The 15,695-nt window shown below is 69.3% G+C and carries 17 protein-coding genes; 12 read left to right on the top strand and 5 right to left on the bottom strand.

Annotation, left to right across the window (positions count from 1 at the left end):
* The first annotated feature begins 115 nt into the window (after window positions 1–115).
* Entirely contained in the window at window positions 116–1,576 is a 1,461-nt protein-coding gene (locus BO221_RS06375) for a sugar transferase (RefSeq protein WP_073559345.1), read from the top strand.
* On the opposite strand, the gene deoD is transcribed toward BO221_RS06375, so the two are convergent.
* A complete protein-coding gene (deoD, locus tag BO221_RS06370) occupies window positions 1,570–2,280 on the bottom strand; it encodes a purine-nucleoside phosphorylase (protein ID WP_073559505.1) in 711 nt (236 codons plus the stop codon). The two genes, BO221_RS06375 and deoD, sit on opposite strands and share 7 nt — an antisense overlap.
* 137 nt (window positions 2,281–2,417) lie before the next feature.
* Here deoD and BO221_RS06365 point away from each other — a divergent pair, with 137 nt between their 5' ends.
* Window positions 2,418–4,247, top strand: coding sequence for a HAMP domain-containing sensor histidine kinase (locus tag BO221_RS06365; protein WP_073559344.1), 1,830 nt, complete (start codon window positions 2,418–2,420; stop codon window positions 4,245–4,247).
* Here the strand turns inward: BO221_RS06365 and pruA are convergent.
* On the bottom strand, window positions 4,213–5,850 hold the full coding sequence (gene pruA, locus BO221_RS06360) for an L-glutamate gamma-semialdehyde dehydrogenase (RefSeq protein ID WP_073559504.1): 1,638 nt from the start codon (window positions 5,848–5,850) through the stop codon (window positions 4,213–4,215). The genes BO221_RS06365 and pruA overlap by 35 nt on opposite strands.
* Before the next feature lie 131 nt (window positions 5,851–5,981).
* Here pruA and BO221_RS06355 point away from each other — a divergent pair, with 131 nt between their 5' ends.
* A complete protein-coding gene (locus BO221_RS06355) occupies window positions 5,982–6,920 on the top strand; it encodes an aldo/keto reductase (RefSeq protein WP_073559343.1) in 939 nt (312 codons plus the stop codon).
* Window positions 6,917–7,420, top strand: a complete 504-nt coding sequence (locus BO221_RS06350) for a methyltransferase (protein WP_073559342.1) — start codon at window positions 6,917–6,919, stop codon at window positions 7,418–7,420. The genes BO221_RS06355 and BO221_RS06350 overlap by 4 nt, the downstream gene beginning before the upstream one ends.
* A 7-nt stretch (window positions 7,421–7,427) precedes the next feature.
* On the opposite strand, the gene BO221_RS06345 is transcribed toward BO221_RS06350, so the two are convergent.
* Window positions 7,428–7,808, bottom strand: a complete 381-nt coding sequence (locus BO221_RS06345) for a PleD family two-component system response regulator (RefSeq protein ID WP_073559341.1) — start codon at window positions 7,806–7,808, stop codon at window positions 7,428–7,430.
* A 202-nt stretch (window positions 7,809–8,010) separates the two neighbouring features.
* Between BO221_RS06345 and BO221_RS06340 the strand changes: the two genes are divergently transcribed.
* Complete coding sequence (locus BO221_RS06340; protein ID WP_073559340.1) at window positions 8,011–8,409, top strand: co-chaperone YbbN; 399 nt, start codon at window positions 8,011–8,013, stop codon at window positions 8,407–8,409.
* An 18-nt stretch (window positions 8,410–8,427) separates the two neighbouring features.
* Here the strand turns inward: BO221_RS06340 and BO221_RS06335 are convergent, their stop codons facing one another.
* Window positions 8,428–9,135 (bottom strand): serine protease, encoded by a 708-nt coding sequence (locus tag BO221_RS06335; protein WP_073559339.1) that lies wholly within the window; start codon window positions 9,133–9,135, stop codon window positions 8,428–8,430.
* A gap of 150 nt (window positions 9,136–9,285) precedes the next feature.
* On the opposite strand from BO221_RS06335, the gene BO221_RS06330 reads away from it, so the two are divergent.
* From BO221_RS06330 to BO221_RS06310, 5 genes are all read left to right on the top strand, one after another.
* Entirely contained in the window at window positions 9,286–9,936 is a 651-nt protein-coding gene (locus BO221_RS06330) for a hypothetical protein (RefSeq protein WP_073559338.1), read from the top strand.
* Window positions 9,937–10,014: 78 nt separating this feature from the next.
* Window positions 10,015–11,211 carry an acetyl-CoA C-acetyltransferase gene (locus BO221_RS06325; RefSeq protein ID WP_073559337.1) on the top strand — a complete coding sequence of 399 codons (1,197 nt, stop codon included), beginning with the start codon at window positions 10,015–10,017 and terminating at the stop codon, window positions 11,209–11,211.
* 29 nt (window positions 11,212–11,240) lie between these two features.
* Window positions 11,241–11,456 carry a hypothetical protein gene (locus BO221_RS06320; protein WP_047862989.1) on the top strand — a complete coding sequence of 72 codons (216 nt, stop codon included), beginning with the start codon at window positions 11,241–11,243 and terminating at the stop codon, window positions 11,454–11,456.
* Window positions 11,457–11,622: 166 nt separating this feature from the next.
* Window positions 11,623–11,820: a hypothetical protein gene (locus tag BO221_RS06315; protein ID WP_047860063.1), complete on the top strand. Its 198-nt coding sequence runs from the start codon at window positions 11,623–11,625 to the stop codon at window positions 11,818–11,820.
* A gap of 168 nt (window positions 11,821–11,988) precedes the next feature.
* Window positions 11,989–12,714 (top strand): DUF1751 domain-containing protein, encoded by a 726-nt coding sequence (locus tag BO221_RS06310; RefSeq protein WP_073559336.1) that lies wholly within the window; start codon window positions 11,989–11,991, stop codon window positions 12,712–12,714.
* A gap of 205 nt (window positions 12,715–12,919) precedes the next feature.
* On the opposite strand, the gene BO221_RS06305 is transcribed toward BO221_RS06310, so the two are convergent.
* Complete coding sequence (locus tag BO221_RS06305) at window positions 12,920–14,560, bottom strand: sigma-54-dependent Fis family transcriptional regulator (protein ID WP_073559335.1); 1,641 nt, start codon at window positions 14,558–14,560, stop codon at window positions 12,920–12,922.
* Window positions 14,561–14,699: 139 nt separating this feature from the next.
* Between BO221_RS06305 and BO221_RS06300 the strand changes: the two genes are divergently transcribed.
* Both BO221_RS06300 and BO221_RS06295 read left to right on the top strand, forming a co-directional pair.
* On the top strand, window positions 14,700–14,966 hold the full coding sequence (locus tag BO221_RS06300) for a hypothetical protein (protein WP_073559334.1): 267 nt from the start codon (window positions 14,700–14,702) through the stop codon (window positions 14,964–14,966).
* A gap of 36 nt (window positions 14,967–15,002) precedes the next feature.
* Entirely contained in the window at window positions 15,003–15,647 is a 645-nt protein-coding gene (locus BO221_RS06295) for a YceI family protein (protein ID WP_073559333.1), read from the top strand.
* Window positions 15,648–15,695: the final 48 nt, after the last annotated feature.

Below are 15,695 nucleotides of genomic sequence, written 5' to 3'. Positions count from 1 at the left end.
GAGAGTGAGTCCCCCTGCCTCGCCTGTCCCTCCCCCCGGGACGACCACCGCGTCTGGCCGATTCCTCGCGGTCGCGGTCCCCTCCAAGCCGCTCTGGCTGGTTCCTCCTCGCGTCGTGCTGCAGCGCCGTGCCTCCCGCACGCTGCTCATGCACGCCCTGAGGGCCACCTCGCGCGTCTTCTTGCTGCTCGTCGCCGACATCGCGGCCTTCCTCATGGTCCGCGCCGCGTTGAACGTCGTGCAGACCAGCCACAAGCTCGAGCCCCTCGACGCGGCCACCCGGTGGGCCGTGCCGCCGCTCGGCTCCGCTGGCGGATGGCAGATGGGGGGTGCCCTCGTGGTGGGCCTGCTCATCGCCGGGGCCTATCGCTCGGGAGACGACTGGCGCTCGTTGCGGCGGGTCGTCAGCGGCGTGCTGCTCGCGGTGGGCCTGGTGCTCTGGCGCGATCTGTGGGTGCGCGGCATCGCCCCCGTGATGGTGCACTACTTCACCGCGGTGGGCGGCCTGGGCGCCGCCGTCATGGTGAACCGCTTCGTGCTCGACCAGCTCATCGCCCGGCTCATCCGCATCCCCGCCTTCCACTCCCCCGCCGAGCGGGTGATGTTGGTCGGCTCTCCGGATGATCCGACCTGCCAGCGCGTGCACAAGCGGCTGGAGCACTTCGGCGTGCTGGAGGTGGTGGGCTGGGTCTCCCCCACCGTGCCCGAGCTTCCCAGCGAAGGTCCGGACAAGGTGCTCGGCTCCGTGGATGACCTGTGGAACGTGTTGCAGCACAACGCCGTGGACACCGTGGTGCTGTGCGGCCTCGTGGACGATGAGCAGATCAAGGTGCTGACGGAGGCCGTGGTGTCCGCTGGCGTCCGGCTGATGGCCGTGTCCCGTTATGACCGGCTCGGCTGGGTGCGTCCCTCGCCCATCTCCTATCGCTCGATGTCCTTCATGGAGCTCACCGTCCCCTCGCTGCGCGCGCAGCAGATGTGGGTCAAGCGCCTGGTGGACCTGGTGTGCGCGGGCCTGGGGCTGCTGGCCATCTCCCCGCTGCTGTCGCTCATCGCCATCGCCATCAAGCTCGATTCGCGCGGGCCCGTCTTCTTCGCCCAGGAGCGGGTGGGGCAGGGCGGCCGCATCTTCCGCATGATGAAGTTCCGCACCATGCGCGTGGGCGCCGACGCGGAGAAGGCCAAGCTGGCCCACCTCAACACCAGCGGCGACGCGCGCCTCTTCAAGATTCCCAACGACCCTCGCGTCACCCGGGTGGGCGCCTTCCTGCGCAAGTGGAGCCTGGACGAGCTGCCCCAGCTGCTCAACGTGCTGCGCGGGGAGATGTCGCTGGTGGGGCCCAGGCCCTTCTTCGAGTCGGACCTGGTCAACTACCGCGAGCACCACTTCGGCCGGCTGGGCGCCCTGCCGGGCATCACCGGCCTGTGGCAGGTCAGCGGCCGCAGCTCCATCACCGATTTCGAGGACGTGGTCCGGCTCGACTGCGAGTACATCCACCGCTGGTCGCTCTGGTTGGACCTCGAAATCCTGCTGCGGACGCTGCCGGCCGTGCTGCGGCGCACCGGCGCCTACTGAGCGGCGGCCACGTCGAGCGCCAGCTCGATCATCTCGTCGAACGATGTCTGCCGCGCCTCGGCGCTGAGCTTCTCGCCGGTGCGCAGGTGGTCCGACACGGTGAGCAGCGCGAGCGCGCGGGCGTTGAACTCGGCGGCCAGGCCGTAGAGGCCGGCCACCTCCATCTCCACGGCGAGCATGCCCATCTGCTCGTGGACCGAGTAGTTCTCCCCGCCCGGGGCGTAGAAGAGGTCCGAGGTGAAGACGGAGCCGGTGCGCACCGGGAGCTTGCGCTTCTCGGCGGCCTCGACGGCCTGGCGGGCCAGCGCGAAGTCCGCCACGGCGGGGAAGTCCTGGCCCTTGAGGCGCATGCGGTTGACGTTGGAGTCGGTGCCGGCGGCGAGCGCGACGATGACGTCCCGCAGCTTCACGTCCTGGCGCAGGGCGCCGGCGCTGCCCACGCGGATGAGCACGCGGGCGCCGTACTCGCGGATGAGCTCGGTGGCGTAGATGGAGATGGAGGGGATTCCCATTCCATGGCCCATGACGGACACCTTGCGGCCGCGGCTCTGGCCGGTGAAGCCGTACATGTTGCGGACCGAGGTGACCTCGCGGGCGTCCTGGAGGAAGCGCTGGGCGATGTAGCGGGCGCGCAGCGGGTCGCCGGGCATGAGCACCACGTCGGCGAAGTCTCCCGGCGCGGCGGAGATATGGGGAGTAGGCATGGCGCGGGAGCATAGCCCCTTCGCCGTCCAGGCGAAGCGGTTCCGGCTGGCCGCCGGGCGATCGGCCGGGAGCATCCGGGAATCCCCAGCCAGGGCGGTGGGACGAGTCCCGCGCATGAGCATTCTTCCCGCAGGACATGAAGACGCTCTCCTTCCGCGCCCAACTCCTGCTGCTGATGCTCGCTCCCGTGCTGGTGACGACGGGGGTGCTTGGTGGGCTGGCCTACCGGGCGGCGAGCGAGGCGGTGCGCGAGAACGCCATCCAGGCGGTGGGGATCGCCGCGAACGCCCGCGAGCAGGTGTTGTTGACGCGGCTGCACCGGCAGCATGAGCGCGCCAGCGCCTTGCTGGACAGGACCGGCGAATGCGTGCCCGGCCAGGGCCCGGAGCGGGTCCGCTGCCTCCAGGGCGTGCTCAATGGTTTCGTGGCCACCGAGGGGGTGCGGGACGCGAGGCTGGTGGTTCCCGGGCTGCAACCCCTCCTGGTAGGAGCGGAGGCACGGTCGCTGGAGTCGCTGACCCCGCTGCCCGCCGGGCAACTGGCAAGTGTCGAACCCAAGCGAGGGCCGGAGCGCGTCTACGACATGCTCGTCCAGCGGGGAGGGATGAGTCTGGGCCTGCGTTTCAGTGCCACCACGCAGCTCGAGCCTCTCTTCCGGGATCGCTATGGTCTGGGCGAGTCGGGGGAGGCGTTCCTGACGGACAGCCAGGGCGGCTTCGTCACGGCGCCGCAGTATCCGGGGCCCTCGGGGGAGAGCCAGAGCCATCCCATCGATGTCCGTCCCATGAGCGCATGCCTGGAGGGCCGGGACGCGGAGCTCCTGGCTTCGGACTACCGTGGAGTGGGGGTCATCCACGGCTTCCGCTACATCGAGGAGCTCGGTGGCGGCTGCATCATGGCCCACGTCGAGCAGGCCGAGGCGTTCGCTCCGGTGCATATGCTCCGGACCCGGCTCGTCGAGCTCGCCGGAGTGCTGGCGGCGCTCGCCGTGGGGCTCTCCTTCGTCTTCGCGCGACGCTTCTCACGCCCGGTGTCGCACCTCACGGAGCGGGCCCGGGCGCTCCAGGCGGGCGCGCTCGACATCGTGGTGCCGGCCGAGGGGCCCCTGGAGCTGAAGACGTTCGCCGAGACCTTCACGAAGATGGCGCGCTCGCTCCAGGAGGCCACGCAGGAGCGCGAGCGGCTGCTGCGGGAGGTGCAGGAGGATCGGGCCCGATTGGAGGTGCTCGCCCGGCAGGCACAGGAGGCCGCCCGCATTCGCGAGGACCTGGTGGCCGTGGTGTCCCATGATCTACGCAATCCCATCTCGGCCATCTCCATGTCCGCCGGCGCGATGCTCAAGCGCGAGGGGCTCCAGGACTGGCAGGCGAAGGGATTGAGCCGCATCTACTCGGCGGCGGACCGGGCCATCCGGTTGATCCGCGACCTGCTCGACTCGACGCAGGCGCGGGTGGGAGGGATTCCCGTGGAGCGCAGGCCGCTGGACTTCCACGAGCTCGCCCGGCACGTGGTGGAGGAGGTCCAGCTCGCGCACCCCGAGCGGCACATCCACTTCGAGACGGGAGGGGAGGCCCAGGGGGCGTGGGACGCGGACCGCATGGCCCAGGTCATCACCAACCTGGTGGGCAACGCCGTGCAGCACAGCCCGGTGGACACGCCGGTGCGGGTGCGCTCGAGGGGAGAAGAGGGGGCGGTGTGCCTCGACATCCACAACGAGGGCCCGCCCATTCCGGCCGAGGTGCTGCCCACCCTGTTCGAGCCCTTCCGGCGGGGCCGGAGCGCGGGCGGCGGTGCGATGGGCAGCGTGGGCCTGGGGCTCTTCATCAGCCGGCAGCTCGTGGAAGCGCACGGGGGCTCCATCGAGGTGCGCTCCTCGCGGGGGGATGGGACCACGTTCACGGTCCGTTTCCCCCGCGCGAGTCCGGCCGCGGCTACTGCCCCATGTACGGATACGGGACGCGAGTAGGCGGGACGAGGTTCTCCTTGATGGTGCGCGGAGACGTCCAGCGCACCAGGTTCAGCATGGAGCCCGCCTTGTCGTTGGTGCCCGAGGCGCGCGAGCCACCGAAGGGCTGCTGGCCCACCACGGCACCCGTCGGCTTGTCGTTGATGTAGAAGTTGCCCGCCGCGTGCCGCAGCTCGCGCATCATCGTGCTGATGGCCTTGCGGTCCCGGGCGAACACCGCGCCCGTCAGCGCGTACGTGGCGCTCGTGTCGCACTCGCGCAGCGTCTCCTCGAACTTCGCGTCCGGGTACACGTACAGGCCCACCACCGGCGCGAAGATCTCCTCCTGCATGATGCGGTGACGCGGATTGGTCAGCTGCACCAGCGTGGGCTTGATGAACCAGCCCTCGCTCCGGTCCGCCTCGCCGCCCGCCAGGATGGTGGCCTCCGAGCCGCTGTTCTTCGCCAGCTCGATGTACGAGGACGTCCGCTTGAAGGACTTCTCGTCGATGACCGCGCCCATGAAGTTGCGGAAGTCGGTGACGTCGCCCATGCGCAGCTCGGCGATCATCTCCTGCAGCCGCGTCTTGAGCTTGGGCCACATGGACTCCGGCACGTAGATGCGCGAGGCCGCCGAGCACTTCTGGCCCTGGTACTCGTAGCCGCCGCGGACGATGGCCGTGGCCACCGCGTCCAGGTCATCCGCCGCCGAGGTGTGCACGAAGATGAAGTCCTTGCCACCCGTCTCGCCCACCAGCCGCGGGTACTGCTTGTAGCGGCCGATGTTCTCGCCCACCGTGCGCCACATACCCTGGAACGTGGGCGTGGAGCCGGTGAAGTGGATGCCGCCCAGGTGCGGGCTGGCCATGACCGGGTTGCCCACCGTGGGGCCGTCACCCGGCAGCATGTTGATGACGCCGTCCGGCAGGCCCGCCTCGCGCAGCAACTCCATGTTGTACCAGTTGCTGTAGGCCGCCGTGTTCGAGGGCTTGAAGAGCACCACGTTGCCCATGATGGCCGGCGCCACGGCCAGGTTGAGCGCGATGGACGTGAAGTTGAACGGCGCCACCGCGAACACGAACCCGTCCAGCGGACGGTAGTCCATCATGTTCCACGTCTGCGCCGGGCTCACCGGCTGATCGCTCAGCAACTGCTGCGCGAAGTGCACGTTGTAGCGCAGGAAGTCCACCGCCTCGCACGTCGCGTCGATCTCCGCCTGGTGCGCCGTCTTGGACTGGCCCAGCATGGTGGCCGCGTTGAGGATGGGGCGGTACTTCGTGGCCAGCAGCTCCGCGGCCCGCAGGAAGATGGCCGCGCGCTCCACGAAGGGCATCCGCGCCCACTCGTCCTTCACCGACAGCGCGTTCTGGATGGCCTGCTCCACGTGGCTGGCGTCCGCCTCGTGCAGCGTGGCCAGCACGTGCGAGTGCTTGTGCGGCATCCGCACCGTGTCCGTCTTGCTGGACTTGATGCGCTTGCCGCCGATGACGATCGGAATCTCGATCTGCTCGGAGGCCATGCGCTTGAGCGTGGCCTGCAGCTCGGCGCGCTCGGGGCTGCCGGGCGCATGGGAGAGCACGGGCTCGTTCTGCGGCGTTGGGACGCGGACGTTGGCGTTGATCACGCGGAGCTCCTCGGGGGAGAAATCGGGGAAAGGGCGGCGGAGCATAGCCCGTCGTCCCAGGGGTTGAATCCTCGGGGTATGTAAAACCCGTACCCGGGCACATCACATCCATCACCCTGACTGAGGCTCCCATGGCAGATGAACGATCGCTTCCCCGCTTCCAGCCCCGGCGGCAGCTCGGGCGCACTGGTTTCCGGGCCACCGCCGTGGGCATCGGAGACCTGGCGGACCGCTCCGTTCCCCTGGCGCAGTGCGTGGCCACGCTGCACCGCGCCATGGATGCCGGGCTCAACGTCGTGGACACCGCCCCCGGCTACGAGGATGGCTACAGCGAGCAGATCGTCGGCGAGGCCCTGCGCGGCCGGCGCGAGGGCATGTTCGTCATCGACAAGGTGGACTTCCTGGACCAGCCGGTGGCCCCGCAGGTGGAGGAGAGTCTGCGCCGGCTCCAGTTGGAGGCGGTGGACCTCTTCGTCTTCCACAACCTCTCGAAGCTGGACACATGGGAGCGGCTGGCCGCGCACGGTGGGGGGCTGGAGGAGCTGGAGCGCTGCGTGCGCCAGGGCAAGGCGCGCTTCCGGGGCATCTCCAGCCACCACCCGGACGTGCTGCGCGCCGCGCTCGAGTCCGGCCGCTGTGACGTGGTGATGTTCCCCGTGGGGCCCTTCGTCCACCCGCGCTACGTGGAGGAGATCCTCCCGCTGGCGAAGGCCAGGGGCGTGGGCACGGTGACCTTCAAGACCTTCGGGGCTGGCAAGTTGCTCGGGGACACCGAGGGCTACGGGCGGCCGCTCCAGGCCCGTCCGCGCGGCAAGGTGAGCTCGGGCGGGGCCGAGACGGATGCGCCCTCGCTGCCCCACCTCGGGGTGGAGGAGTGCGTGCGCTATACACTCACGGTGGATCCAGACGTGGCACTGATGGGGATGAGCTTCCCCAACGAACAGGACGCCGCGCTCCACGCCGCCGCGGCCTTCCAGCCCCTCACCGCTGAGCAGATGACGGATGTCCGCCAACGCGCGGCGCGGGCCATCGAGGGCAAGGGCGCCGTGTGGTGGAATCCTGGGGCATGACTGCCCTCACCGTCAGCCGCATCCTCTTCGTGTGCTTTTTGATCAACGAAGCCGTCGTCCTGGCGCGCACGCCTCCCGAGGAGCGCAAGCGCATCATCATGCCGCGGGCGATGCCCTTGCCGGTGCTCCTGTTGCTCGCCCCATTCTTCTTCGCGATGGAGCTGCCGGGCGGGTGGGGCTGGTTCGCGGCCTTCGCGCAGGCCCTGGGGTTGGGGATGGAGATCGCCGGAGAGCTCCAGCTCGCGCGCGCCCAGTCGTTCTCGATGTCGGCCAACCTTCCGGCCCAGCCGCAGACCACGGGGCTCTACCGCCGTCTGGAGAATCCCATCTACGTGGCCATCCTGCTGCAGCTGATCGCCTGGGCGGCGTGGATGCCGGTGGCGTTCATCGCGGTGGCGATGCAGCTCGAGGCCTTCCGGCGGATGGTGCGGGAGGAGCGCAAGTACCTGGCGCAGCTGGCGGTGTCCCACCGGGGCGCGGACAGCTTCCTGTGGAATTGAGGTCCGCTCAGCTCCGGGCCACGGCGGCGAGCGGGCGGGGCTGGAGCAGCTCGTGCATCCGCGCAATGAGGACGGCGGGCTGGACGGGTTTGATGAGGTAGGCATCACCGGCCTCGGGCATGCCCGGGCGGGGCGGGTGGCCGCTGATGAAGAGGAAGGGCACCGCCTGGAGCGCGGGCTCGGCGCGCACCTGGCGGCACAGCTCGTACCCGTCCATGCCGTCCATGTTCACGTCCGACACGATGAGGTCCGGCGGGCTCTGGCGCACCTGCTCCAGCGCGGACATGCCATTCTCGGCGAGCGCGCAGTCGAACTCCGGGGCCAGCAACAGCCGCAGCGTCTGGCGCATGGACCACGAGTCATCCACGATCAGGACTCTGGGCTTCACGGGGCTCTCCAGGATGACGGGCCTGCATCCGTGCCCCGGTTTCACCGGGGGTGCTCATGGGCCCATACCCACGAGCGCGGACGTGTTCAGTTTCGCTCGCTTCTTGGGGATTAGGAAGAGGGAGGCGGGGTGAATCTACCGTCTCGTTCCCTGGCCCCTACCTTTAGAGCGGGTGAGGTGCGGCCCGTTCTGGAGGAGTCCCATGGCGGTGGTGTCCCTGGACAGCAGGAGCTTCGGACCGACGTTGGGGCGGCCCGGCACCCTGCTCATCGACTGGTGGGCGAGGTGGTGCTCGCCCTGCCGCATCTTCGGCCCTGTTTTCGAGGGGATGGCCGAGCGGTACCCGGACATCACCTTCGCCCGGGTGGAGGTGAACGGGCAGCCGGAGCTGGTGGAGGTGATGGGGGTGCAGGTGCTGCCCACGTTGATGGTGTTCCGCGATGGCTTCCTGTTGCTCCACCACGTGGGGGTGCTGCTGGAGCCCATGCTGGAGGACGTCATCCGGCAGGCGCTCGCCCTGGACATGGACGAGGTGCGGCGCAAGCTGGCGGAATACCGGGCCAGCCAGGCGCGCGTCCGGGTCGGTCTGCACGGGGTGTGACGGTCTCCTTCGCGGGGACTACTGGCCCGCGCCACCGCTTCCGCCGACGCCCTGCTCGGCACCGGGCCGGGCCAGCTCCGCGACGAGCGTGTTCAACACGGGCGCCATGTCGGCCGTGGGCGTCGCGATGCTGCACGCCGCGCCTCCATGCACCAGGCCCACCACCTGGAGCTGACGGTCCACCACTGGCGCGCCGGAGTCTCCCTTCTCTCCCGTCAGGCTGGTGAAGAGTGCCTGGGGCACGCCCGGCAACGAGGGGCAGCGTCCGAGCCGCTTCAGCTCCACCTCCTGCGGCTCGTTGGGCCGATCGGTGCGGCCGAAGAAGAGGAGCCCTTCTCCGGGAAGGGGCATGGCGGTGGCCACGTGCAGCGGGCGCACCGGGGCCGCCTCGTCGAAGCGGATGACGGCGACGTCCCGCACGGAGTCCACCACCTTCACGACGCCGCTGAGCATCCGCCCGCTGCGCAGCACCACCGGCTGGCGCTCGCCCGGGGCCACGTCGATGCAGTGCGCGGCGGTGAGTGCATGACGTCCGTCCTCGACCACCACGCCCGCGCACTGCCCGGGAAAGAGCGTCACCGTGGCGTCCTTCAGGGCGGTGAAGGCCTGGCTCGTGCCGTCCTCGGACTCCGGCTTCTCGGCCTCCGGCTTCTTCGACGAGCCACACCCCGCCAGCGCCACCACCGCCAGCACTCCGGCCAGCCTCGAGAGTCTCTTCGCTCGCATCACCGTCCTCCCGCGGCGCAGCCGTTGCTCCGCTGCTGGAGACGATGTGCACGCCTGAACGGTGGCTATTCCCGCCGGTCCGCTCAGCGGGCGTGCGGCCGGGCCCGGGCCGGGCTAGGGTGCGCGCCCCATGTCCCCGGGAGTCCCGCCATGAGCCCCCTCGCCGAGCTGCTCCTCGTGCTCGTCGTGTTGGGGATGGCCGTGAAGCTGCTGCTCCTCAATTTCTGGCGGGCCGTCCTCTTCGTGTCCCCCGGCAGCGTCCGCCTCCTGCCCGTGTCCTCCGCCGAGGGCATGCAGGTGCCGCCCGGACTCGCTCCGCTGGCGAGCCAGCTCCAGGCCCTGGGCTTCGTTCCCCTGGGCAGCCACGTGGAGAAGCCCCGCTTCCAGAAGGGCACCCCTTCCTACGATTTCGCACACGCAGGGGAGCACACCTTCGCCACCCTTCATTTCTCACCCCGGGGCGAGCCCCGCGTCTATCTCCTCACCCCGCTCGCTCCGGAGGGGTTCGTGCTCACCGCCGGTTACCCGCGGCCGGGTTTCGAGATCCCCGGCCGTTATCGCTCTGGGGGCTTCCTGGAGTCCTCTCCCGAGCGGCTGCTCCAGTTCCACCGCGTGCGTCTGCTGGGGCTCCAACCTTCGGAAGATTTCACCTGGGAAGATCGGTTGCGGTCTGGGCAGGCATGGTACCGGGGGCTCGGACAAAGGGAGATTCGTCGACAGAACCTCCAAGGGTTGTTGTGGACGGTTGTGGCCCTTGCCATCGTCGCCGGTCTCTTCCTGGGGGGCGACCGCCCGGTCTGATGCACCTGGAGCGTGCACCGCATCCGTTTGGGGAGTAGGAAGAACGAATCTTTTCAGCCCGTCTGGAGCCGTCCCGAGATGAAGAGCGTGTCCAAGAGCGAAGAAATCTACTTCCTGTCCGGTAAGCGTACGGCCTTCGGTACGTACGGCGGCTCGCTGAAGGAGCTGAGCGCCACCGATCTGGCCGTGGAGTCGGCCCGGGCCGCGCTCGAGCAGGCGAAGGTATCGCCCGAGTCCATCCAGCACGTCATCTACGGCAACGTGGTGCAGACGAGCGCGGACGCCATCTACCTGCCCCGGCACGTGGGCCTGCGCACCGGGGTGCCGGTGCCGGTGCCGGCGCTGGGCGTCAACCGGCTGTGTGGCTCGGGCTTCCAGGCCTTCGTCACGGCCGCGGAGATGATGCTCACCGAGCAGGCCGACTGCGTGCTGGCCGGTGGCACCGAGTCCATGAGCCAGGCCCCCCACGTCATCCGCGGCGCCCGCTGGGGCATTCCGCTGGGCAAGGGCGGCATGGAGGACATGCTGTGGACGGCGCTCACGGACAGCTACACCGGGTCGCCCATGGCGATGACGGCCGAGCAGCTCGCGATGGACTACTCGCTGTCCCAGGACGCGGTGGACGAGTACGCGGTGCTCACGCAGAAGCGCTTCGCCGCCGCCCAGGAGTCGGGCCGCCTGGCGCAGGAGATCTGCCCCGTCACCCTGAAGACGAAGAAGGGCGAGACGCAGTTCGCCAAGGACGAGCACAACCGGCCGGACACCACGGTGGAGGGCCTGAAGAAGCTGCCCAAGGTCTTCAAGAAGGACGGCGTGGTGCACGCGGGCGCGGCCAGCGGTATCAGCGACGGCGCGGGCTCCATGGTGATGGCCACCCGGAGCTACGTGGAGAAGCACGGCCTCAAGCCCCTGGCCCGGCTGGTCAACTGGGGCATCTCCGGGTGCGACCCGAAGGTGATGGGCATCGGCCCGGCCCCGGCCATCCGCCGGCTGCTCGAGCGCGCCCAGTGCAAGCTGACGGATGTGGAGCTCTTCGAGGTGAACGAGGCCTTCGCCCCGCAGTACCTCGCGGTGGAGAAGGAGCTGGGCCTGCCGCGCGAGCAGACGAACGTGAATGGTGGCGCCATCGCCGTGGGCCACCCGCTGGGGGCCTCGGGCGCGCGCATCACCATGACGCTCGCCTACGAGCTCAAGCGCCGGGGCGCCCGCTACGGCATCGGCTCGGCCTGCATCGGCGGCGGCCAGGGCATCGCGCTGCTGATCGAGGCCCTCTGATTTCTCAGACGAATACGGAACCCATGACGATGAGCAACGAGCTGGATGCGAAGGCGGCCCGCGAGCGGGCCAAGGCGATCGCCGAGCAGCGGCGCGCCGAGCGCCGCAACCGCAAGCGCAAGTGCGTGGTGTGTGGCGTGGAGGAGAGTGACAAGACGCCGCTGGGCGCCCACCCGGACGGCATCGGGCCCTCGTGCAAGGACGAGCTCACCTGTCAGGCTCGACGCGCCGCCGCCTCGCGGTGAGACGTACCCGGGGAGGCGCCCTACGTCCCGGGTCGCCTTCCCCTCCTGCCGGGTAGGAGTGTCGTGCGCTGGGCAGGAAAAAGGCCGGAATTTCGGGCCGTTTCCTTGATGGCCGTCAAGACTCGCGGTAAACCTGCGGAATCTCTTGGCTACACGAGGGTCGGGAATGGCCGTCATCAACTTCACGGGAGTCAAGGTGTTCTCCACCACGCTCGCGCGCGATCGCGAGAACATGGGCGAGAACATCACCAAGTGGCTCAAGGAGAACTCGAACCTGGACGTGGTGGACAAGATCGTCACGCAGTCCTCCGACAAGGAGTTCCACTGCCTGACCATCACCCTGTTCTACCGCCATAAGTCCTGAGCGGGACGTCCTGTCGGTGACGACACGGGCCCCGGGCGCTCTCCCCTGAAGCGGGGATGGGCGCCCTTCGCTTTTGGCACGCCCGGAAGTGGACGGAAACGGTTGCGAAGCGGGCGGTGTTCCACCACCTTTGGACGACTCTCGGGTGTTCCGAGTCAGGAGGGTTGGATGCGACCGATGCGTAGCTTTGGCGGCGGCGGAGGCGGGGGATTTGGCTTCCCCAGCGTGGAATCCACGGCGGCCAGGCTGGCGATCGGGCTCGTGGTGGGCTCGGTGTTGTCCCTGGCGGTCCGCTCCCTGGGCGCCATGCTGGTGCTCACCCCGGGCGCCGTGTTCCCCGGGCTGATGCTCTGGCAGCCCTTCACCTACGGCTTCGTCGAGCTCCACCCCTTCGGCATCATCTTCGGCGCCTTCGCCCTCTACTCCATTGGCGGCGGCCTGGAGATGAGCTGGGGCTCCAAGCGCATGCTGTGGGTGGTGCTCGGCGGCACGGTGCTCGCGGGTCTCCTCACCATCGTGCTCTCCCTCTTCTTCCCCCAGCTGCGGGGTGTGCCGTACACCGGCGGCTGGGTGATGGGCTCCATCGCCTGGGTGGCCTACGGCCTGTCCATCGGGCGCGGGCAGACGAACTTCTGGGGCATCCCCATCACTGGCAACGTCTTCGCCGGCATCGGCGCCGGTTTCGTCATCCTCAACGGGCTCTCGGCTGGCTGGCGCACCCAGGTTCCCGAACTCCTGGCGCTCGCCATTACGTTCATCGCCGTGCGCGGCGGGAGTCCTCGCACCCTCATGCTCCGCCTCCAGCACTGGCGGCTCCAGCGGCAGCTCCGTGGGCGGTCGCGCCACCTGCGCGTCATCTCCGAGGATCGCCCGGACGACCGGTATCTGAATTGATTCCGGGTGGGGCTCACGGGGGGAACCCGGGGCCCAGGCACCCTCACCCCGTCCCTCTCCCGGGGGGCGAGGGGTGGTTGGCTCGGTGGGGCAGGGTGCTTTCGCTAAGCAGGGTGCTTTCGCTGAGCAGGGTGCTTTCGCTGAGCAGGGTGCTTTCGCTGAGCAGGGTGCTTTCGCTGGACCAGGTGCTCCGCGGGGGGGGCACTCAGTTGGGGGCTTCGGGCTCTCCGTATTGCTTGAGCTTTCGGTAGAGCGTCGCCACCCCGATGTCGAGCTGCTCCGCCGTGCGCGCCCGGTTCCCTCCGTTCTGCGCCAGCACCGCGAGGATGTACTCGCGCTCCATCGCCTCCAGTGTCCGCGGTGAGTCCCCGGGCACCAGGCTCGGCGGCGCCGCGCGCACCTCCTCCGGTAGATCGTCCCGCTCCACCCGGTTGCCCTCGCACAGCGCCACCGCCCGCTCGATGGCGTTGCCCAGCTCGCGCACGTTGCCCGGCCACCCGTACCGCAAGAGCTGGTCCGCCGCCTCCGGTGACAGCCCCGACACCCTCCGCCCCAGCCGCTCCGTCGCCTCCGCCAACAGCATCCGCGCCAGCGGCAGGATGTCGTCGCGCCGCTCCCTCAGCGGCGGCACCCTCAATTCAATCACCCGTAGGCGGTAGTAGAGGTCCTGCCGGAAGCGTCCCGACACCACCTCCGCCGCCAGGTTGCGGTTGGTGGCCGCCACCACCCGCACGTCCACCTTGCGGCTCTGGTTCTCCCCCACGCGCCGCACCTCCTTCTCCTGCAGCGCGCGCAACAGCTTGGCCTGCATCGACGCGGGCACCTCGCCCACCTCGTCCAGGAAGAGCGTGCCCCCGTGCGCCGCCTCGAAGAGCCCCGGCCTGTCGTGCGTCGCCCCCGTGAAGGCCCCCCTCACGTGGCCGAACAGCTCGCTCTCCAGCAGGCTCTCCGTCACCGCCGCGCAGTTCACCGCCACGAACGCCTTGTGCGCCCGCCCCGACTCCTCGTGGATGAGCCGCGCCACCCGCTCCTTGCCCACGCCGCTCTCTCCGGTGATCAGCACCGTCGAGTCCACCTTCGCCGCCCGCCGCGCCAGGCTCAGCACCTGCTTCATCGCTTCCGTGCGCGCCACCATGCCCGCCGGGTCCTCCGGCACGCCCGACACCCGCGCCAGCGTCTGCCGCTTCGCCCTCAGCTTGCGCTCGGCCTGCTTCAGCGCCTCCGTCACCTGCGCCAGCGCCCCCTCCATGCACTGCGTCTCGTAGAAGCGCAGCGCCTCCTTGCACTCGGGGCTCCACTCCTCCTCCGGCTTGCCCAGGATCTGGCAGACCGGGTCTCCCTTGCCCACGCAGCGCGTCTCGATGCAGTACACCGGCTTGCCGTTGCAGTAGCTCATGTAGCCGCTGGCGAAACCCGTCAGAGCCCAGCACACCGCCTCCTCCGCCTTCCCCAGGTGCAGCAGGTGCTGCTCCGCCTCGTACGAGTGGTGCCACAGCGCCTCCGCGAAGGGCTCCGGTCCATCCTCCGCGTGGCGCTCCACCGGCTCCAGCACCACCTGCCCCTGCAGCGTGTGCAGCCGCCCTCCCGCACGGCGCCACTGCGACTCGTCCTCCCACGGGAAGGAGCTCTTCATCGTCTCCGCCGTCCGCCAGCCGTGCGCGAAGCCCAGCCGCGTGAGGATGCCCCGCGCCGCCGTCATCCCCACCGTCCCGATGAGCTCCTTGCGCAGCAGCCCCAACGCCACCGGATCCAACAGCAGCACCCGCTGGCCCGCGAAGTGGATGAGCCCTCCGTTCGGGTCGAACGTCAGCAGCTCGTTCAGGTTCAGCTCCAGCCTCGGCGCCATCGGCTACTCCCTCTCAGGATGATGCGTCTCTCTATCGTTTTGAGAGCCCGGGCGCGAGCCAAAGTAGGAGAGGTGAGGAATTTCGAGGGGTTGAAAGGCCGGGTTTCCTGGCCCGGGGGTTGCTAATGGTTCTCCCGAGATGAGCACGGACCTGGAACAGCGCGAGCGGGTGAGGGGAGCGGCGGTGGCCGCCCGGGTCCGCCAGAAACTCGCGGCCCGAGATTTCGCGGGGGTACAGTCCCGCGCGTCCGCACCGCACGCACGGCTCGCGCATCTCAGTGTGGAGTTCTTCCCGCCGCGCTTCTTCGTTTCCGGTGCGGCCCACCTCGAGGATCGGCTCACCCCGGTGTTCGAGGGCTTCCGTCATTCACGTCTGTCCATGCGCAGCGATTCGCTGCGTGGATGAAACCCGCTGTACGTCGTTCAACTGGAGAGAAACACCATGAAGCTGTCCTTCAAGCCCGCCATTGCCGCCCTCGTGCTCGCTTCCCCGTCGCTGGCCTTCGCCGCCGAGTTCACCATCGACTCGGCCCACTCGGCCGCGAACTTCTCCGTGAAGCACATGATGGTGTCCAACGTGCGCGGCGCCTTCTCCAAGGTGACTGGCACGGCCAACATCGACGAGAAGGACATCACCAAGTCCACCGTGGAGGCGGTCATCGACGCCACCACCATCAACACCAACGAGCCCAAGCGCGACGAGCACCTGCGCAGCGCGGACTTCTTCGACACCGCGAAGTACCCCACCATCACCTTCAAGTCGACGAAGGTGGAGAAGGCCGGCCAGGGCCTGAAGGTGACGGGCGACCTCACCATGCACGGCGTGACCAAGCCGGTGGTGCTGGAGGCCGAGGGCTTCACCACGGAGGCGAAGGATCCGTGGGGCAACACCAAGCGCGGCGGCTCGGCCACCACGAAGATCAACCGCAAGGAGTTCGGCCTGGGCTGGAACAGCGTGCTGGAGACGGGCGGCGTGGCGGTGGGCGAGGAGGTCACCATCACGCTGGACCTCGAGCTGAACAAGAAGCAGGCCCCCGCGGCCACCCCGGCGGCTCCCGCCACCAAGCCGGCCCCGGCCAAGAAGTAGCCGGCTGAAGCAGCACGGGGCGTGAGCCCGGAGGGGCCTCGGAGACGA

It is taken from the genome of Archangium sp. Cb G35 (assembly GCF_001896145.1).
In the GTDB taxonomy this organism is placed as follows: Bacteria; Myxococcota; Myxococcia; order Myxococcales; family Myxococcaceae; genus Archangium; species Archangium violaceum.
Note: the sequence above shows the minus strand (reverse complement) of the source record. Positions and strands in the feature narration are given on the sequence as shown.